This is a genomic window from Anaerotruncus sp. DFI.9.16 (genome assembly GCF_024461615.1).
GTDB classification, from domain to species: domain Bacteria; phylum Bacillota; class Clostridia; order Oscillospirales; family Ruminococcaceae; genus Anaerotruncus; species Anaerotruncus massiliensis.
This window is the reverse complement of sequence record NZ_JANFZX010000021.1, coordinates 1-17912: the sequence shown is the minus strand read 5'-3', so window position 1 is coordinate 17912 and position 17912 is coordinate 1. Positions and strand designations below refer to the sequence as shown.

The window sequence follows — 17912 nt, the reverse complement described above, 5'->3', positions numbered from 1 at the left end:
GGCCGGCATCTTTTCCTGAAAGGGGTCCACAACATGCTGCTTTCCAAGCTGCTCGAGGGAGTCGAATACGAGGGCTCCGTCAAGGACTGTGAAATAAAGGGCGTCACCTCCGATTCACGGCAGGTGGAGCCGGGGATGCTCTTCGTGTGCATCCCCGGGACCCGCGCCGACGGGCACGGCTACGCGAAGGGCGCGGTCGAGGCGGGCGCGGCGGCGGTCGTTTGCGAGCGGGACCTGGGGCTTCAAAACCAGATCCTCTGCGCGGACACCCATCTCGCCTACGGCCTGCTCTGCGGCAACTGGTACGGCAACCCCGCGCGGCGGCTGCGCCTCATCGGCGTGACGGGCACCAACGGCAAGACGACGGTCACCTGCATGGTCAAGCACATCCTGGAAACCACGGGCACCCGCGTGGGGCTCATCGGCACCATCCACAACGAGATCGACGACATCGTCCTGCCCGCCAAGCACACCACCCCCGACGCGCTCGCGCTGCACGGGATGCTTTCGCGCATGGCGGACGCGGGGTGCCGGTACGTCGTGATGGAGTGCTCCTCCCACGCGCTCGACCAGCAGCGGCTGGCGGGGCTCCGCTTCGAGGCGGCGGCCTTCACCAACCTGACGCAGGACCACCTCGACTACCACCACGACATGGAAAACTACTACCACGCCAAGAAGAAGCTCTTTTCGATGTGCGGCACCGCCGTCGTCAACGTCGACGACGCCTACGGCCAGCGGCTCGCGGAGGAGATTACCTGCCCGAAGATCACCTTCTCCACCCAGTCGGACGAGGCGGACTACACCGCCAAGGACATCCGCCCCGCGCCCGATTCCAGCCGGTTCATGCTGGTGGGGAAGGGGCAGATCGCGCGGGTGCGCCTGCCGATCCCGGGGGATTTCTCGGTCGCCAACGCGATGACCGCCGCGTGCAGCTGCATCGCGGTAGGGCTCACGGTGGAGGAGGCGGCCGCGGGGCTGTGCAGCTGCAAGGGCGTGGTCGGGCGCATCGAGGTGCTCCCGACCGGCACCCCCTACACCGTCATCCGCGACTACGCCCACAGCCCCGACGGGCTCGAAAAGATCATCACGACGATGCAGAAGTTCGCCGTGGGGCGGGTCGTGACCCTCTTCGGCTGCGCGGGCAACCGCGACCGCACCAAGCGCAAAAAGATGGCGGAGATCGTGGCGCGCCTCTCCGACTTTGTCATCCTCACGTCGGATAACCCGCGCGACGAGGACGAACTGCAGATCATCGAGGACGCGAAGCCCGGCCTGCTCGAGCACCCGGACACCCCGTATGAAATCATCCCCGACCGCTACGCGGCGATCGAGTGGGCGCTCGACCATGCACAGCCGGACGACGTGCTGATCTTGGCGGGCAAGGGCCACGAGGACTACCAGGTGCTGAAGGGGGAGACGATCTGCTTCGACGAAAAACAGATTGTGCTGGATCTGCTGGCAAGACGAAAGGGGTGACGCAATGGAACGCATGACGATCGATGAGATCGCGCGGGCGGTCGGCTGTCCCGGGAGCTATCCCGGCGCGGTCGACGTGATCTCGACCGACTCCCGGAGCCTGCCGGAGGGCTGCCTCTTCGTGGCGCTCGAGGGGGAGCGGTTCGACGGGCACGACTTCATCCCCGCCGCCCTGCGTTCGGGCGCCGCGGCGGCAGTCGCGCACGAGCGGCGCGACTACGGCCCCGGCACCGTGCTCTACGTGAAGAACACCCAGCGTGCGCTGATGGAGATCGCGAAGGCCTACCGCGCCAAATTCTCCATCCGCTGCGTGGGGGTCACCGGAAGCGTCGGCAAGACGACCACCAAGGAGATGATCGCCGACGTGCTCTCCTGCGCCTACCGGACCCTCAAGACGGAGGGCAACCTCAATAACGAGATCGGGCTCCCCAAGACCCTCTTCCGCCTCGACCGCACGACCGAGGCGGCCGTCGTCGAGATGGGGATGCAGGGGCTCGGGGAGATCGCGGCGCTGGCCGACGTGGCAAGGCCGGACGTCGGCGTCATCACGAATATCGGCGTGAGCCATCTGGAGCGGCTCGGCTCCCGCGAAAACATCCTGAAAGCCAAGCTGGAGCTGGCCGACGCGCTGCCCGACGGCGCGCCGCTCCTCCTCTGCGGGGACAACGACCTGCTATCGCGGGTGCGGATCCCCCGCCTCGACGTGCGCTTCTACGGCATTGAAAACCCCGCCTGCGGCCTGCGGGCGAAGGACCTTCGCGAGGGGGCGGGGGAGACCTCCTTCCTCCTCTGCGGCGAATTCGGCGAGCTGCCGGTGACGATCCCCTGCGCGGGGCGGCACAACGTCCTGAACGCGCTCGCGGCCTTTTCCGCCGGGCTGGCGCTGGATATCCCGCCCGAAAAATGCGCGGCGGCGCTGCGTGAATACATGCCCTCCGGCATGCGCCAGAAGGTGGTGCACTGGCGGGGGATCACGGTGGTTGAGGACTGCTACAACGCCTCCCCCGACTCGATGAGGGCCGCGCTCGAGACGCTGGCGGGCCACCCCTGCACGGGCAGGCGGATCGCAGTGCTCGGCGGGATGCTCGAGCTGGGCGCGATCTCGGAGCGGGCGCACAGGGAAATCGGGGCGTTCGCCGCAGAAAAGGGGATCGACCTGCTGCTTGCTTACGGCGGCGATGCGTGCTATTATCGACAGGGCGCGTCGGAGGGGGGCATCCCCGCCGAGCTCTTCGACGATAAGGAGGAGCTGCTCGCGCGCCTGCGGGAGGAGATCCGCCCGGGCGACACCGTATGGGTCAAGGGAAGCCGCGGCATGCGCATGGAGGAGATCCTCGAAGGACTGTATAAGGGAGAAGTTGTGAATGAATAGCGGCATGACCCTCATCCTGATCACGCTGGTCGCGTTTGCCGTCACGGCCCTGCTGGGGTTCGTGATGATTCCCTTCCTGCACAAGCTCAAGTTCGGCCAGACGATCCTCGACATCGGCCCCGCCTGGCACAAGAAGAAGCAGGGCACCCCCACCATGGGCGGCGTCATGTTCATCATCGGCATCACGGCGGCGGTCGTGATCGGGGTCTCGACCCTCTGGCTTTCGCCCGCGGCGCAGGGATATCTTGGCGACCCGCGGGGTAATATAAAGCTGTTTGCGGGGGTCGCGATGGCGCTCGCGTTCGGCGCGGTGGGTTTTCTGGACGACTACATTAAGGTGGTCAAGCACCGCAACCTCGGGCTGACGGCGCGCCAGAAATACCTGATGCAGCTGGTCATCGGGGTCTTCTACCTCGTGATGCTCTACATCGCGGGGGACCGCTCGACGGCGGTCGCGGTTCCCTTTTTCGGCTCGCTGGAGCTCGGGCCCTTCTACTACCTGCTGGCGATGATCATCATCACCGGCTTCGTCAACGCCGTCAACCTCACCGACGGCCTCGACGGGCTCTCCTCGTCGGTCACCTTCGTCTATGCGGTGGCCTTCCTCGTCATCGCGGGGATTCTCCAGTTCGGCCAGGCGAGCGTGATCGCCGCCGCTCTCGCGGGCGGTACGCTCGGCTTCCTCGTCTGGAACTTCTATCCCGCCAAGGTCTTCATGGGGGACACCGGTTCCCTCTTTTTGGGCGGCCTGGTGGTGGCGCTCGCCTTCCAGGTGGGGATGCCGCTGCTGCTCGTCTTCGCGGGGGTCGTCTTCTGGTGCGAGGCCTTTTCGGTCATCATCCAGGTCTGCTACTTTAAAGCCACCCACGGCAAACGGCTCTTCAAGATGAGCCCCATCCACCACCACTTCGAGATGTGCGGATGGAGCGAGGTGAAGATCGTCTCGGTCTTCGCCCTCGTGGGACTCCTCGGCGGCGCGCTGGCCGTCTGGTCGGTGCTCCTGCTGTGACGCGGGGCCCCGGCCGAAATCAATCCAACGGAAAAGAGGTGCTTGCCGATGGAAGCGGCACGGCCTGCGGGGAAAACCCGTAAAAAACGCATCCGGGCAGAGAAGGGCGGCATCGACCTGACCTTCATGTTCCTTGTGCTGATTCTGCTTGCGATCGGGCTGATCATGCTCTTTTCGGCGAGCTACGCATCCGCCTACTACGAGACGGGCAACAGTTTCTATTACATTTCCCGCCAGCTGCTCTTCGCGATCGTCGGCATCATCGGGATGTTCGTCGTCGCCAACATCGACTACCACATCCTGCACCGGTTTGCCTTCCTCATCTACATCGGCACCGTCTTTCTGCTCATCCTCGTGCTCTTTGTCCATACCCGCGAGGACGCGCGCCGGTGGATCCCGCTCGGATTCACGACCTTCCAGCCGTCCGAGCTCGCGAAGTTCGCCGTCGTGCTGATCTTTGCGCACCTCATCTCCACCAACTACGACAAGATGAAGGACCCCAAATACGGCGTCTGGCCGTTTTTGGCGCTGATGGGCATCGTAGTCCTGCTCATGCTGCTCGAACCGCACCTGTCCGGCACCATCCTCATCCTGTCGATCGGCATCATCATGATGTTCGTGGGCGGCACCGACCTGAAATGGTTCATGATCGGCGGCCTGCTGTTGGCGGCGGCGGTCGTCGTCATCGTATTGATACCGGGCGTCATCCCCTACGCGATGAGCCGCATCCAGCACTGGCGCGACCCGTGGATCGACCCGCAGGGCAAGGGCTTCCAGACGATCCAGTCGCTCTACGCGATCGGCTCGGGCGGACTCATGGGCGTCGGGATCGGCAACTCCCGCCAGAAGCACCTCTATCTGCCTGAGCCGCAGAACGACTTCATCTTCTCGGTCGTGTGCGAGGAGCTCGGCTTCATCGGCGCGACGCTCATCATTCTCGTCTTCGTGCTGCTCATCTGGCGCGGCTACGTCATCGCGATGCGCTGCCGCGACCGGTTCGGCTCGATGCTCGCCATCGGCCTCACGACGCAGGTGGGCGTGCAGACGATTTTAAACATCGCCGTCGTCAGCAACACGATCCCCAACACTGGCATCAGCCTGCCCTTCTTCTCATCGGGAGGCACGGCGCTCGTCATGCTCCTGGCGGAGATGGGGGTCATCCTGTCCGTCTCCCGGCAGACCAACCTCGAGAAGGAGTAGCGGCGGCCTGCCCGGCCTAGCGGGCCGGAACCTTAAGAGGAGCCTTCGGCGGAGGAGACATGGCGGCCTGCCCGGCCGGGGACGGGATATGGGATGATTGGGAGGGCTCTGACAACATGAGAATTCTGTTTGCGTGCGGCGGGACGGCGGGGCACATCAACCCCGCGATCGCCGTGGCCAACTTCATCAAGGCCCGCCATCCCGAGGCGGAAATCCTCTTTGCGGGCAACCCCAAGGGGATGGAGGCGCGCCTCGTCCCGAAGGCGGGCTTCGCCTTCGCGCCGATCGAGATCATGGGCTTCCAGAGGAAGCTCACCTGGTTCAACGTCAGGTACAACTTCCGCTCGGTGGGCTGCCTCATGCTCTCGTGGGGCCGCGCGAAAAAGCTCATCCGCGATTTTGCCCCCGACATGATCGTCGGCACGGGCGGCTATGTGAGCGGGCCGATCCTGCGGGAAGGGGCCAAGCTGGGGGTGAAGACGGTCACCCACGAGTCGAACGCCTTCCCCGGCGTGACGACCAAGGTGCTCGCGCGCACGGCGGATAAGGTGCTGATTTCGGTCGAGGAGGCCAAACGATACCTGCCGCGGGGCAGGGAATACATCGTGACCGGCAACCCGGTGCGGGAGGAGATTCTCTTTGCCGACCGGGAGAAGGCGCGCAAAAAGTTCGGCGTGGGGGACCGGGTGTGCATCGTCTCCTTCGGCGGGAGCCTCGGCGCCCGCCGGCTGAACGAGGCGGTCGCGGGGCTGATGGCGTGGGAGCAGAGGCGCGGCGGCGTCTTCCACATCCACGCGACCGGCTCGATTGAAAAGGATCGCTTCCCGCAGATGCTGGCCGCCGCCGGGGTGGACCCCCGCGCCCCCGGCCTCGACATCCGCACCTATATCGACGACATGCCCGACTGCCTCGCGGCGGCGGATCTCGTCATCTCCCGTTCGGGCGCGATGACCCTCTCCGAATTGGAGGCGAGCGGCACCGCGTCGGTGCTCATCCCCTCGCCGAACGTCGCGGAGAACCACCAGTACCACAACGCGATGGTGCTGGCGGAGCACGACGCGGCGGTGGTCATCGAGGAAAAGGACCTGACCCCCGAGCGGCTGAGCGGCCGGGTGGAGGAGCTCTGCCGGGACCCGCAGACTCTGCGGCGGCTGGGCCGCAACGCCCAGGCGATGGCGATCATCGATGCGAACGAACGCATCTATTCGGAAATCATGGCACTTTACAAGGCGTAATTTTCGCCGGGGACGCGAAAGCGTCCCCTTTTACACGTATTTGCCCTTTCACCCGGCGGGACCATGCGGCATAGTATGGTTTTGCAAGGGCTTCCCGTACCCTTGCGAAAAGCGAAAGGGTGCGTGAAGATGCCGAAACTGCTAATTGAAGGTGAAAAAAGGCTGGAGGGTCGGTTGCGGGTCCATGGGGCGAAAAATTCCGTGTTGCCGATTTTGGCGGCGACATTGCTGTCGGGAGACTGTGTGATACATAACTGCCCCCGCCTGACGGATGTCGACGCCGCCTGCAACATCCTCCAGCATCTTGGTTCCGAAACGCGGCGCGAAGGGGACAGCATCCTCGTCGGTGCCGCCGATTCCTGCTGCTGCTGCATCCCAGACGAGCTGATGCGCCGGATGCGCTCGTCGATCGTCTTTCTCGGGGCGATCGTGGCCAAATGCGGCCACGCGCGCATTTCGCTTCCCGGCGGGTGCGAGCTCGGGCCGCGTCCCATCGATCTGCATCTGGCCGCGCTCGAAAAGCTCGGCGTCACGATCGAGGAGGACCACGGCTACCTCAATTGCACGGTGAAGGACCGCCTGCGGGGCGCGAGCATTCCGCTGCCCTTCCCCAGCGTGGGCGCGACCGAAAACATCATGATCGCGGCCTCCCTCGCCGAGGGGGAGACGGTCATCAAAAACGCGGCGCGCGAGCCGGAGATCTCCGATCTGGCGGCCTTCCTCAACGCCTGCGGCGCCAGGGTGCGCACCACGCCGGACGGCGACCTGCACATCACCGGCGTCAAGTCCCTGCACCCCGCCGAGCACAGCGTCATCCCCGACCGGATCGCGGCGGCGACCTACCTGTCCGCGGCGGCCGTCACGGGGGGAGACGTGACGCTTGACGGCGTTTGCACCGAACACCTGGCGGCGGTGCTGCCCTATTTCGAGGAGATGGGCTGCCGGCTGAAAACCGCGCCGGAGGAGATCCGCCTGACCGCCGCGCGCCCGCTGCGCGCGATGAGCATGGTGCGCACGATGCCCTATCCGGGCTTCCCGACCGACGCGCAGTCCCCGCTGATGGCGGCGGCGTGCGTGGCGCAGGGGAGCAGCATCTTTGTGGAGAACATCTTCGAGAGCCGCTATAAGCATGTGCCCGAGCTCATCCGCATGGGCGCGGACATCAAGGTGGAGGGGCGCGTGGCGCTCGTCCACGGGGTGAAGGAGCTGCACAGCGCGACGGTGCACTGCACCGACCTGCGGGGCGGCGCGGCCATCGCGGTGGCGGCGCTGGCGGCCGCGGGGGAGACGGAGCTGTTGGACATCGGCCACATCGACCGCGGATATGAGAACTTCGAGGAGAACCTGCGCGGGATCGGCGCGGCGATCCGCAGGGTCCCCTGACGGGTGGGAAAATTTGCCCCACCGCCGCGATTGCGCGAAACGCCTCCCGCGTGGTATAATAAGCACGTTTCCAGGCACCGCCGCCCGCGCCCGCGGGGGCGGGCACGCGGCTTTCCCTGCCGCGGCCGCATCCCGGCCGTGCGGCGGCCGCGCGGCCAAATCCGCCGGCCGGCCCCTTTCGGGGCGGCCGCGGGAAGTGAAAATCAGGTCCCGCGCGGCGGTTCGACAGGATTTGCAGGCATCCGCGGTGGATACGCGGTATACTGGTATCCGGCCTGCCGGGGACTATGATACACGGAGGACGTCATGAAGCAGAAGCTCCTTTCATTCGGCGGCAGAACGCCCCGCGCGCCCGACCGGGCGCAGGCTGCGGCAGCCGCGGGCGCGCGCCGGCGCAGGAAGCGCACCGGCCGCCAGACGCTCTACTATCTGCTGATCCTGCTTGTCGCGGCGGCGGTCGTGGCCGTACTGTCGCTGACCGTCTTCTTCCGGATCGAAAAGCTCGAGGTCGCCGGCGTCACCAAATACGCCGCGGAGGAGATCCTCGAGGCCAGCGGCGTCAAGGTGGGGGACAACCTCTTCCGGGTGAACGCGCGCAGGGTGGAAAAGAAGCTCACTCAGCAGTTCCCCTATGTCGAGGGGGTGGCCCTCAGGCGGACGCTGCCCGCGACCCTCACCCTTGAGATTGCGCAGGCAAAGCCGCTCGGCGCGGTATCCACGGCGGCGGGCTACGTGGTCATCGGCAAGACGGGCCGTGTGCTGGAGATCGGCGCGGCGTCGGTGCCGCAGGACGTGATGACGGTCACGGGCATGTACCTCTACGACCCCAAGGTGGGCCAAAAGCTGGGCGAGGGCTACACCAAGGAGGAGACGGACGAGGCGGATAAGGAGGCGTACGGCTTCCTGCTGCTCTCCCGGCTGATGGACGCGGTCGAGGAGACCGATTTCGGCGAGGTCTCCCTCGTGGACTTCTCCAACCAGCTCGACATGATGCTCGTCTACGACAACCGCCTGCTGATCGACCTGGGCGGAGGCACCGAGCTGCCCTACAAGCTGCGCTTCGCGAAGAAGGTGATCGAGGACGAGCTGTCCGACACCTTCGAGGGCAGGCTGGACGTGTCGCTCGCGCCCACCACGAACGAGATCTACTCCTGGCCGGGGGACATCCGGCAGGAGCTGGAAAAACGGCGGCTCACCGCCGCCGCGCAGGCCGGGGAGGGGGACAAAAAGCCCACCGTCCATTCGGACAATCCCGACCTCGCGGTCATCCCGGGCACCGCGCCCTCGAGCGGCGCGGAGGCGGCGGGCTCCTCCTCGGAGGAGGCGGCGTCCTCGGCCTCGCCGCAGGACGACCTCTTTGCGACGATCCCGGGCACGGCCCCCTCGTCCGCGCCGGAGGAGTCCTCCGCGGCGCCGTCGGAAGCCGCTCCGGAAAGCTCCCCGCCGGCCTCTCCGGCGGCGTGAGGGAAATATTACATTTTGCCTTGCCGGGCGCGTTTGCTATTGATTTATCAGGCTGAATCTGATAAGATAATATTTAATAGTATATCGAATTGCGCGTTTGGATGATAAGGGTCTTGCAGGATTCCATTTTATAGAATTGCACAGGGGGAACCGCGATGTTAATGAACTTCGACATGGCCAGTGACAGTGAGAACGTTGTCTCGATCAAGGTGGTCGGGGTCGGCGGCGGCGGCGGAAACGCCATCAACCGCATGGTGCAGTCGGGGATGAAGAGTGTGGAATTCATCTCGATCAATACCGATAACCAGGCGCTTCTGCGCTCGCAGGCTACATACAAGCTGCACATCGGGGACAAGCTCACCCGCGGCAAGGGCGCGGGCGGCAACCCCGAAAAGGGCCAGCGGGCCGCCGAGGAGAGCCGCGACGAGATCGCCTCAGCGCTCAAGGGCACCGACATGGTCTTCATCACCGCAGGCATGGGCGGCGGCACCGGGACGGGCGGCGCGCCCGTCGTGGCGGAGGTCGCCCACGAGATGGGGATCCTCACCGTGGGCATCGTCACCAAGCCCTTCAACTTTGAGGGAAAGCACCGCATGGAGCAGGCGGAAATGGGCGTCACCGCGTTGCGCGAGCATGTGGACGCGCTGCTGGTCATCCCCAACGAGCGCCTCAAGCTGATCTCGGAGGAGAAGATCACCCTCCAGAACGCCTTCTCCGCGGCGGACGACGTGCTCAAGCAGGGCGTCCAGTCGATCTCCGACCTTGTGAACATCCCCGGCGTGGTCAACCTCGACTTCGCCGACGTGACCGCGATCATGAAGGACGCGGGCTACGCCCACATGGGCGTGGGCAGCGCCTCGGGCAAGGACAAGGCCCGCGCGGCCGCCGAAGCGGCGATCTCCTCCCCGCTCCTTGAAACCTCGATCAACGGCGCGAAGGGCGTGATCGTCAACATCACCGCCTCCCCCGACATCGATCTGGACGACATCGACGTCGCCTCCTCGATGATCCACGAGGCCGCGCATCCCGACGTCAACCTCATCTGGGGCGCGACCTTCGACGATTCGCTTCAGGATGAGATGAAGGTCACGGTGATCGCCACCGGCTTCGACAGCGACCGCAACTTCACCCTCCCCAACTACAGCTTCAGCAAAAAGACCGACGGCAAGGCGGAGCCCGGCGCTCCCGCGACCGAGACCGGCGGGGACGACGACGATAATTTCTTCGACATTCTGTCAATATTCAATAACAAGAAGAACTGATCTGTAACAGGGAGTATTGCCGGATTGGCAATACTCCCTGTTTTCTCTGCAAAGAACCTGGAAAATGTCATGGGGGGACGCAATATGAACGACAACATGAACCCGATCCTCTATCAGAACCGCGAACTCAGCTGGCTGAAGTTTAACCTGCGCGTGCTCGAACAGGCGTGCGACGGGTCGATCCCGCTGCTCGAGCGGCTGAAGTTTCTCTCGATCTTCGGCAGCAACCTCGACGAGTTCTTCATGATCCGGGTGGGCACCCTGACCGACGCGTCGCTGCTCGATCCGGACGCGATCGACAACAAGTCCCTCATGAGCCCCGCCGAACAGCTCGAGGCGATCTTCGCGGACACCCGCGCGCTGATCGAAAAGAAGGACGCCGCCTACAAACGCCTCTCGGCGGATATGGCGGGGGAGGGGATCGAGCATCTCGACCTCTCGATGCTCACCGAGGAGCAGACCGTCTTTCTGGAAAACTACTTCCGCGGCGAGATCCTGCCGATGCTCTCCCCGCAGATCATTGACAAGCACCATCCCTTCCCCTTCCTTCGCAACAAGGAGACCTACATCTGCACCCAGCTCAAAACCAAGGGGGAGTTCGTCAAGCTGGCGATCATCCCCGTGTCCACCGGGTTCGACCGGATCGTCTACCTGCCGTTCGACAAGAACAAGTTCGTGCTGCTCGAGGAGCTCGTGCTGCGCTACTGCGAGCACATCTTCCAGGGCTATGTCGTCGTGGCCAAGACGATCTTCCGCGTCACCCGCAATGCCGACATCAACGTCGACGAGGCGATGTACGACCACGACATGGACTACCGCAGCGTCATGGAGGAGATGGTCAAGAACCGCCGCAAGCTGATGCCGGTGCGCGTTGAGTTCCAGGGGGAGGCGAGCGAGGCGATCATCGACCAGCTCTGCAAAAAGCTCGAGCTGACCCGCGACCGCGTCTTCTTCAACCTCTCCCCGCTCGACATGGGCTTCGGCTTCGCCCTCTGCTCCAAGATGGAGCGCCGCGGGCTTCCGGGGCTCTTCTACCCGCCGCTCACGCCGCAGGATTCCTCCCTGGTCACGCCCGGCAGGCCGATGATCCCCCAGATCGAGGACCACGACATCCTGCTCTCCTATCCGTTTGAAAGCATGAAGCCGTTCATCTCCCTGCTGCTCGAGGCGGCGGACGACCCGACCGTGCTGTCGATCAAGATGACCCTCTACCGGGTCGCGCGGGAGAGCCAGATCGTCTCGGCGCTCATCAAGGCGGCGGAGAACGGCAAGGAGGTCCACGTCGTCGTCGAGCTGCGCGCGCGGTTCGACGAGGAGAACAACATCATCTGGTCCAAGCGGCTCGAGGAGGCGGGGGTCAACGTCGTCTACGGGCTGGGCGAATACAAGGTCCACTCCAAGCTGCTGGTCATCACCCGCCGGGTGGAGGAAAAGATCTGCTTCATCACCCAGATCGGCACCGGCAACTACAACGAGAGCACCGCGCGGCTCTATACCGACCTCTGCCTGATGACCGCCGACCGTGAGTTCGGCGAGGACGGCACCCGCATCTTCAACGGCATCCTGACCGGCAACCCGGTGGGAGACACCAAATACCTCGTGGCCGCGCCCGTCTCGATGAAGCCGATGGTGCTGCGGTTCATCGAGCAGGAGATCATCGCCGCGCGGGAGGGCCGCCCGGCCGCGATCACCGTCAAGATCAACTCCCTCACCGACAAGGACGTGATCGACAAGCTGATCGAGGCGTCGATGGCGGGGGTCAAAATCCGCATGATCATCCGCGGCATCTGCTGCCTGCGGGTGGGGGTGCCCGGCCATACCGACAACATCGAGGTCGTCAGCATCGTCGGGCGGTTCCTCGAGCATTCGCGCATCTACGTGTTCGGCACGCCCGAGCGCAGCCGGATGTACATCTCCTCCGCCGATTTCATGACGCGCAACATGGAGCGCCGGGTGGAGGTCGCGGCCCCCATCCGGGACGAGAAGCTCAAGGCGCGGATCATGAACCTGCTCGACCTCGAGTTCTCCGACAACGTCAAGGCCAAGCGGCTGCTCTCCGACGGGGAATACGAGCCGGTCAAGAACGACAAGCCCCCGATCGACAGCCAGATCGACCTCTTTAAGCTCGCCTACATGCGCGCGGAGGAGTCGGCGCGGGTGCGCGCCTCCCGCCCGGTGCAGCCGGTGATGCGCCCCGCGCAGCCGCAGGCGGCGCCCGCGGCCCCGGCGGCCCCCAGGCGCGGGCTGTGGGATAAGATCCGCGCCCTGTTCCACAAATGACGGGAGGAAACGCCATGTCCGAATTTATCATACGCCCCTGCAGGCCGTCCGACGCGGAGGGCATCCACGCGCTGCGCGTCATGGAGGGCGTGCGTGAAAACATCCTCGCCCTTCCCTCCGAGCGGCTCGGGTTCTGCGAGGCATACTTAAACGGCCTCGGCCCCGACGACCACCAGTTCGCGGCGGCCGCGCCGCTGCCGGGGGGCGGGGAGAAGATCGTCGGCACCACCGGCCTCCAGGTCTATCCCGGCCGGATGCGCCATTCGGCGGGGTTCGGCATCATGGTCCACCGCGACTGGCAGGGCAGGGGCGTCGGGCGCGCGGTGATGGAGGCGGCGCTCGACGTGGCGGACAACTGGCTCATGCTCACGCGCGTCGAGCTCACCGTGTTCACCGACAACGCCCGCGCCATCGGGCTCTACAAGTCGCTCGGCTTCGAGATCGAGGGCACCAAGCGGATGGGGGCGATCCGGAACGGGGCGTACGCCGACGAATACTACATGGCGCGCCTGCGTCCGCCGCGCGCTTGACAAAACGCGGCAAAAACGGGTAAACTAAAAGCTGGATTTTACGAGGTTGTACGCCCGTAGCGGGCGTACAACTTGCGTCTGGGCGAATTTTCCGCATTACAGAAAGACGGAGGCAGGCAGATGCCAAAAAAACGGACCGCCGATTACGGCAACGAGAGTATTTCCTCCCTCAAGGGCGCCGACCGGGTGCGCAAGCGCCCGGGGGTGATCTTCGGCTCGGACGGGCTGGAGGGCTGCGAGCACGCGATGTTTGAAATCCTCTCCAACTCGATCGACGAGGCGCGCGAGGGGCACGGGGACAAGATCCTCATCACCCGCTACCGCGACCAGTCGATCGAAATCGAGGACTTCGGACGGGGCATCCCGGTGGATTACAACCAGCGGGAGGAGCGCTACAACTGGGAGCTCGTCTTCTGCGAGCTCTACGCGGGCGGCAAATACCAGACCAACGAGGGGGAGAGCTACGAATACTCCCTCGGTCTCAACGGGCTGGGGCTCTGCGCGACCCAGTATTCCTCCGAATACATGGACGTGGAGATCTACCGCGACGGCTTTAAATACTCCCTGCACTTCGAGCACGGGGAGAACGTCGGCGGCCTTCAAAAGGAGGAGACCCGCCGCCGCGCCACCGGCACGAAGATCCGCTGGCGGCCCGACCTCGCGGTCTTCACCGACATCGACATCCCGCTCGAATACTATGCCGACACGATCAAGCGGCAGGCGGTCGTCAACGACGGTGTGACCTTCCTGCTCAGAAACCAGGCGGACTCCGGCTTCGAGGAGACGGAGTTCCGCTATGAAAACGGCATCGTCGACTATGTGGCGGAGCTCGCCGGCGACGGAACGCTCACCCCCATCCAGTTCTGGAAGGCGGAGCGCCGCGGCCGCGACCGGGAGGACAAGCCGGAATACAAGGTGAAGCTGTCGGTGGCCTTCTGCTTTTCCAACCGGGTGAGCCGGTGCGAATACTACCACAACTCGAGCTGGCTCGAGCACGGCGGAAGCCCCGAAAAGGCGGTCAAGCTCGCGTTTACCTACATGATCGACAACTACATCAAAAACGCGGGCAAGTACCAGAAGGGGGAGAGCAAGGTCACCTTCGCGGACGTGGAGGACTGCCTGGTGCTCGTCTCCTCCAATTTCTCCACCCAGACCTCCTATGAGAACCAGACCAAAAAGGCGATCACCAACAAATTTGTCTATGAGGCGATGAACGATTTCCTCCGCCACCAGATGGAGGTCTATTTCATCGAGAACCCCGACGAGGCGGCGCGGATCGCCGAGCAGGTGCTCATCAACAAGCGCAGCCGGGAGAACGCGGAGAAGACCCGCCTCAACCTCAAAAAGAAGCTCGCCGGCACGGTGGATATGTCCAACCGGGTGCAGAAGTTTGTCGACTGCCGCACCAAGGACGTCTCCCGGCGCGAGATTTACATCGTGGAGGGCGATTCGGCGCTCGGCGCCTGCAAGCTCGGCCGGGACAGCGAATTCCAGGCGATCATCCCGGTGCGCGGCAAAATCCTCAACTGCCTCAAGGCGGACTACGACAAGATCTTCAAAAGCGACATCATCGTCGACATCTTCAAGGTGCTCGGCTGCGGCGTGGAGGTCACCACCAAGGCGAACAAGGACTTCTCCTCCTTCGACCTCGACGGCCTGCGCTGGAACAAGATCGTCATCTGCACCGATGCGGACGTCGACGGCTTCCAGATCCGCACGCTGATTCTGACGATGCTCTACCGCCTCGCGCCGACCCTCATCGAGGAGGGCCGCGTCTACATCGCGGAATCCCCCCTCTACGAGATCACGACGAAGGACAAGACCTGGTTCGCCTACACCGAGCAGGAGAAGACGCACGCGCTAGAGGAGATCGGGAACGCGAAATACACGGTCCAGCGCTCCAAGGGACTCGGTGAAAACGAGCCGGACATGATGTGGCTGACGACGATGAACCCCGAAACGCGGCGCCTCATCAAGGTGACCCCCTCCCAGGCGAAGGAGACCTCCGACATGTTCGACCTGCTTTTGGGGGACAATTTGGCGGGGCGCAAGGAGTTCATCGCGGAAAACGGCTACCAGTATCTGGAGCTGGCGGACCTCTCATAAGCGCCCGCGCTCCCGCGGCGGAGGCTGGCGCAAAACAGTATTGAGGTGCAGTGAATGGCAACAAAGAAACCCAAAAAGGAACCGAAAAAACCGGTGAACTCCTCGGCGGTCATCGAGAACGCCGGGGTGATGATTGAGCAGCCGATCGTGACGACGCTCGAGAGCAACTACATGCCCTACGCGATGAGCGTGATCGTCTCGCGCGCGATCCCCGAGATCGACGGCTTCAAGCCCTCCCACCGCAAGCTGCTCTACACGATGTACAAGATGGGGCTGCTTAGCGGCGCGCGGACCAAGTCGGCGAACGTGGTGGGCCAGACGATGAAGCTGAACCCCCACGGCGACCAGGCAATCTATGAAACGATGGTGCGCATGTCGCGCGGGTACGAGGCGCTGCTGCACCCATATGTGGACAGCAAGGGAAACTTCGGCAAGGCGTACAGCCGGGACATGGCCTACGCCGCCAGCCGTTACACCGAGGTCAAGCTCGACGGGATCGCGGCGGAGCTCTTCCGCGACATCGACGAGGACACCGTCGACATGGTCGACAACTACGACAACACCCAGAAGGAGCCGACCCTCTTTCCGGTGACCTTCCCGTCGATCCTCGTCAACTCGAATATCGGCATCGCGGTCGGCATGGCCAGCTCGATCTGCCCCTTCAACCTCGCCGAGGTGTGCGACACGACGATCGCGCTGCTCAAAAACCCCGGCCACGACATCCTCGAGACGCTGCGCGCCCCCGACTTCCCGGGCGGCGGCTACATCGTCTACAACGAGGACGATCTGCGCAAGATCTACGCGACCGGGCGCGGCGGCATCCGGGTGCGCTCCCGCTGGAGCTACGACAAGGCAAACAACTGCGTCGACGTGACCGAGATCCCCCCGACCGCGACGGTCGAGGCGATCATGGACAAGATCGTCGACCTCGTGAAGGGCGGCAAGATCCGCGAGATCGCCGACATGCGCGACGAGACCGACCTCTCCGGCCTCAAGCTCACCCTCGACCTCAAGAGGGGCGCCGACCCCGACGCGCTCATGCGCAAGCTCTTCCGCATCACGCCGCTCGAGGACACCTTCTCCTGCAACTTCAACGTCCTGATCGCCGGGATGCCGCGCGTCTGCGGCGTTAAGGAGCTGATCGAGGAGTGGGCGGCCTTCCGCGAGGGCTGCGTCAAGCGCCGCGTCTATCACCAGCTCGGCAAAAAGAAGGAAAAGCTCCACCTGCTCATGGGACTCAAAAAGATTCTGCTCGACATCGACAAGGCGATCCGGATCGTGCGGGAGACCGCCGAGGAGCGGGAGGTCGTTCCCAACCTGATGATCGGCTTCGGCATCGACGAGGTGCAGGCGGAATATGTGGCGGAGATCAAGCTGCGCCAGCTCAACCGCGAGCACATCCTCAAGCGGGTCGAGGAGACCGACCAGCTCAAAAAGGAGATTGCCGGGATGGAGGAGATCCTCGCGGACCGCAAAAAGGTCCGCGCGATCATCATCGACGAGCTCCGCGCGGTCAGCAAGAAGTACGCGAAGCCCCGGAAGAGCCTCCTCTACTATCCGTCGGGCGAGGACGAGGAGGAGCCTGAGGCGCTGGTTCCCGACTATCCGGTGCACCTCTTCTTTACGAGGGAGGGGTACTTCAAGAAGATCACCCCCCAGTCGCTGCGCATGAGCGGCGAGCAGAAGCTCAAGGAGGGGGACGCCGTCGCCCGCGAGGTGGAGGCGACCAACAACACCGACCTGCTCTTCTTCACCGACCGCCAGCAGGTCTACAAGGCGAAGGCGAGCGACTTCGACGACGGCAAGGCGAGCGTGCTGGGCGATTACATCCCCGCCAAGCTCGGCATGGACGAGGGGGAGAACGCCGTCTACATGGCGGTCACGACCAATTACGCGGGCTATATGCTCTTCTTCTTTGAGAACGGCAAGGCCGCGAAGGTGGACCTCTCGGGCTACGCCACCAAGACAAACCGCAAAAAACTGCTGGGCGCCTATTCCGACGCGTCGCCGCTCGCGGCCTGCTTCCAGATCGAGGGCGGGGAGGACTTCCTGATGACCTCCTCCTCCGGGCGGATGCTGCTGGCCAACGCCGGGGCCGTCTCCTCCAAGACGACCCGCACCACGCAGGGCGTCGCGGTTATGACGCAGAAGAAAAACCACCGTGTCGCCTCGGTGAAGCCGTTCAGCGAAGGGATGCTCGCGAATCCCCACCGGTTCCGCACCAAGACCCTCCCGGCCGCCGGCATGATGCCCCGCGAGGAGGACTACGGAGAGCAGTTGACCTTATAATTGTTTTGGGCTGCCCGCCGAGGGGGATTCTTGGGTTTGCCGCTCATGAAGCGGCGCAGTTTGTCGGTAGTCGGCCGACGGCGACCCCTTAGGCTTTTCCTCCCAGCGGGCGGGAGAGCATTTGTTCGCGCCCCTTCGGGGTGCTTTATAGGTGCCGCCTTCGACGGCGGAGATTGCCGGGTCCCGCCCCGGCGGGCGGCCCCATTTCTTGTGCGGACAAGAAATGGGGGAAAGAAGCCGCAAGGGGCTATGCCCCCTTGACCCCCGCGCCGCCTCCGGTTGGCCTTCGGCCAAAGTCGGCGGCGC

At 64.3% G+C, this 17912-nt stretch carries 12 protein-coding genes; all 12 read left to right on the top strand.

All coding sequences use genetic code 11. The features are described 5' to 3' along the window. The first annotated feature begins 33 nt into the window (after nt 1-33). The 12 genes from NE609_RS09705 to NE609_RS09650 all read left to right on the top strand — a co-directional run bounded on the left by NE609_RS09705 (nt 34) and on the right by NE609_RS09650 (nt 17606). Nucleotides 34-1476 (top strand): UDP-N-acetylmuramoyl-L-alanyl-D-glutamate--2,6-diaminopimelate ligase, encoded by a 1443-nt coding sequence (locus tag NE609_RS09705; RefSeq protein WP_256152399.1) that lies wholly within the window; start codon nt 34-36, stop codon nt 1474-1476. A gap of 4 nt (nt 1477-1480) precedes the next feature. After that, nucleotides 1481-2848, top strand: coding sequence for a UDP-N-acetylmuramoyl-tripeptide--D-alanyl-D-alanine ligase (murF, locus tag NE609_RS09700; protein ID WP_256152398.1), 1368 nt, complete (start codon nt 1481-1483; stop codon nt 2846-2848). Continuing rightward, nucleotides 2841-3857 (top strand): phospho-N-acetylmuramoyl-pentapeptide-transferase, encoded by a 1017-nt coding sequence (gene mraY, locus NE609_RS09695; protein ID WP_256152397.1) that lies wholly within the window; start codon nt 2841-2843, stop codon nt 3855-3857. Before murF ends, mraY begins: the two co-directional genes overlap by 8 nt. A gap of 48 nt (nt 3858-3905) precedes the next feature. After that, the gene (gene ftsW / locus NE609_RS09690; protein WP_121587258.1) at nt 3906-5057 is read left to right on the top strand and encodes a putative lipid II flippase FtsW; all 1152 of its coding nucleotides are present in this window, start codon (nt 3906-3908) and stop codon (nt 5055-5057) included. Nucleotides 5058-5173: 116 nt separating this feature from the next. Next, on the top strand, nt 5174-6292 hold the full coding sequence (locus NE609_RS09685; RefSeq protein WP_121587257.1) for a glycosyltransferase: 1119 nt from the start codon (nt 5174-5176) through the stop codon (nt 6290-6292). Between the two features lie 129 nt (nt 6293-6421). Beyond that, nucleotides 6422-7675 (top strand): UDP-N-acetylglucosamine 1-carboxyvinyltransferase, encoded by a 1254-nt coding sequence (gene murA, locus NE609_RS09680; protein ID WP_256152396.1) that lies wholly within the window; start codon nt 6422-6424, stop codon nt 7673-7675. Between the two features lie 306 nt (nt 7676-7981). Continuing rightward, nucleotides 7982-9139 carry a cell division protein FtsQ/DivIB gene (locus NE609_RS09675; RefSeq protein WP_256152395.1) on the top strand — a complete coding sequence of 386 codons (1158 nt, stop codon included), beginning with the start codon at nt 7982-7984 and terminating at the stop codon, nt 9137-9139. 155 nt (nt 9140-9294) lie between these two features. Beyond that, complete coding sequence (gene ftsZ / locus NE609_RS09670) at nt 9295-10401, top strand: cell division protein FtsZ (protein WP_370867157.1); 1107 nt, start codon at nt 9295-9297, stop codon at nt 10399-10401. Nucleotides 10402-10485: 84 nt separating this feature from the next. Next, complete coding sequence (gene ppk1 / locus NE609_RS09665; RefSeq protein ID WP_256152394.1) at nt 10486-12681, top strand: polyphosphate kinase 1; 2196 nt, start codon at nt 10486-10488, stop codon at nt 12679-12681. 14 nt (nt 12682-12695) lie between these two features. Continuing rightward, complete coding sequence (locus tag NE609_RS09660) at nt 12696-13211, top strand: GNAT family N-acetyltransferase (RefSeq protein WP_256152393.1); 516 nt, start codon at nt 12696-12698, stop codon at nt 13209-13211. A 120-nt stretch (nt 13212-13331) separates the two neighbouring features. After that, on the top strand, nt 13332-15317 hold the full coding sequence (locus NE609_RS09655; RefSeq protein WP_256152392.1) for a type IIA DNA topoisomerase subunit B: 1986 nt from the start codon (nt 13332-13334) through the stop codon (nt 15315-15317). A gap of 54 nt (nt 15318-15371) precedes the next feature. Then, nucleotides 15372-17606, top strand: coding sequence for a DNA topoisomerase (ATP-hydrolyzing) subunit A (locus NE609_RS09650; RefSeq protein WP_256152391.1), 2235 nt, complete (start codon nt 15372-15374; stop codon nt 17604-17606). Nucleotides 17607-17912 lie beyond the last annotated feature (306 nt).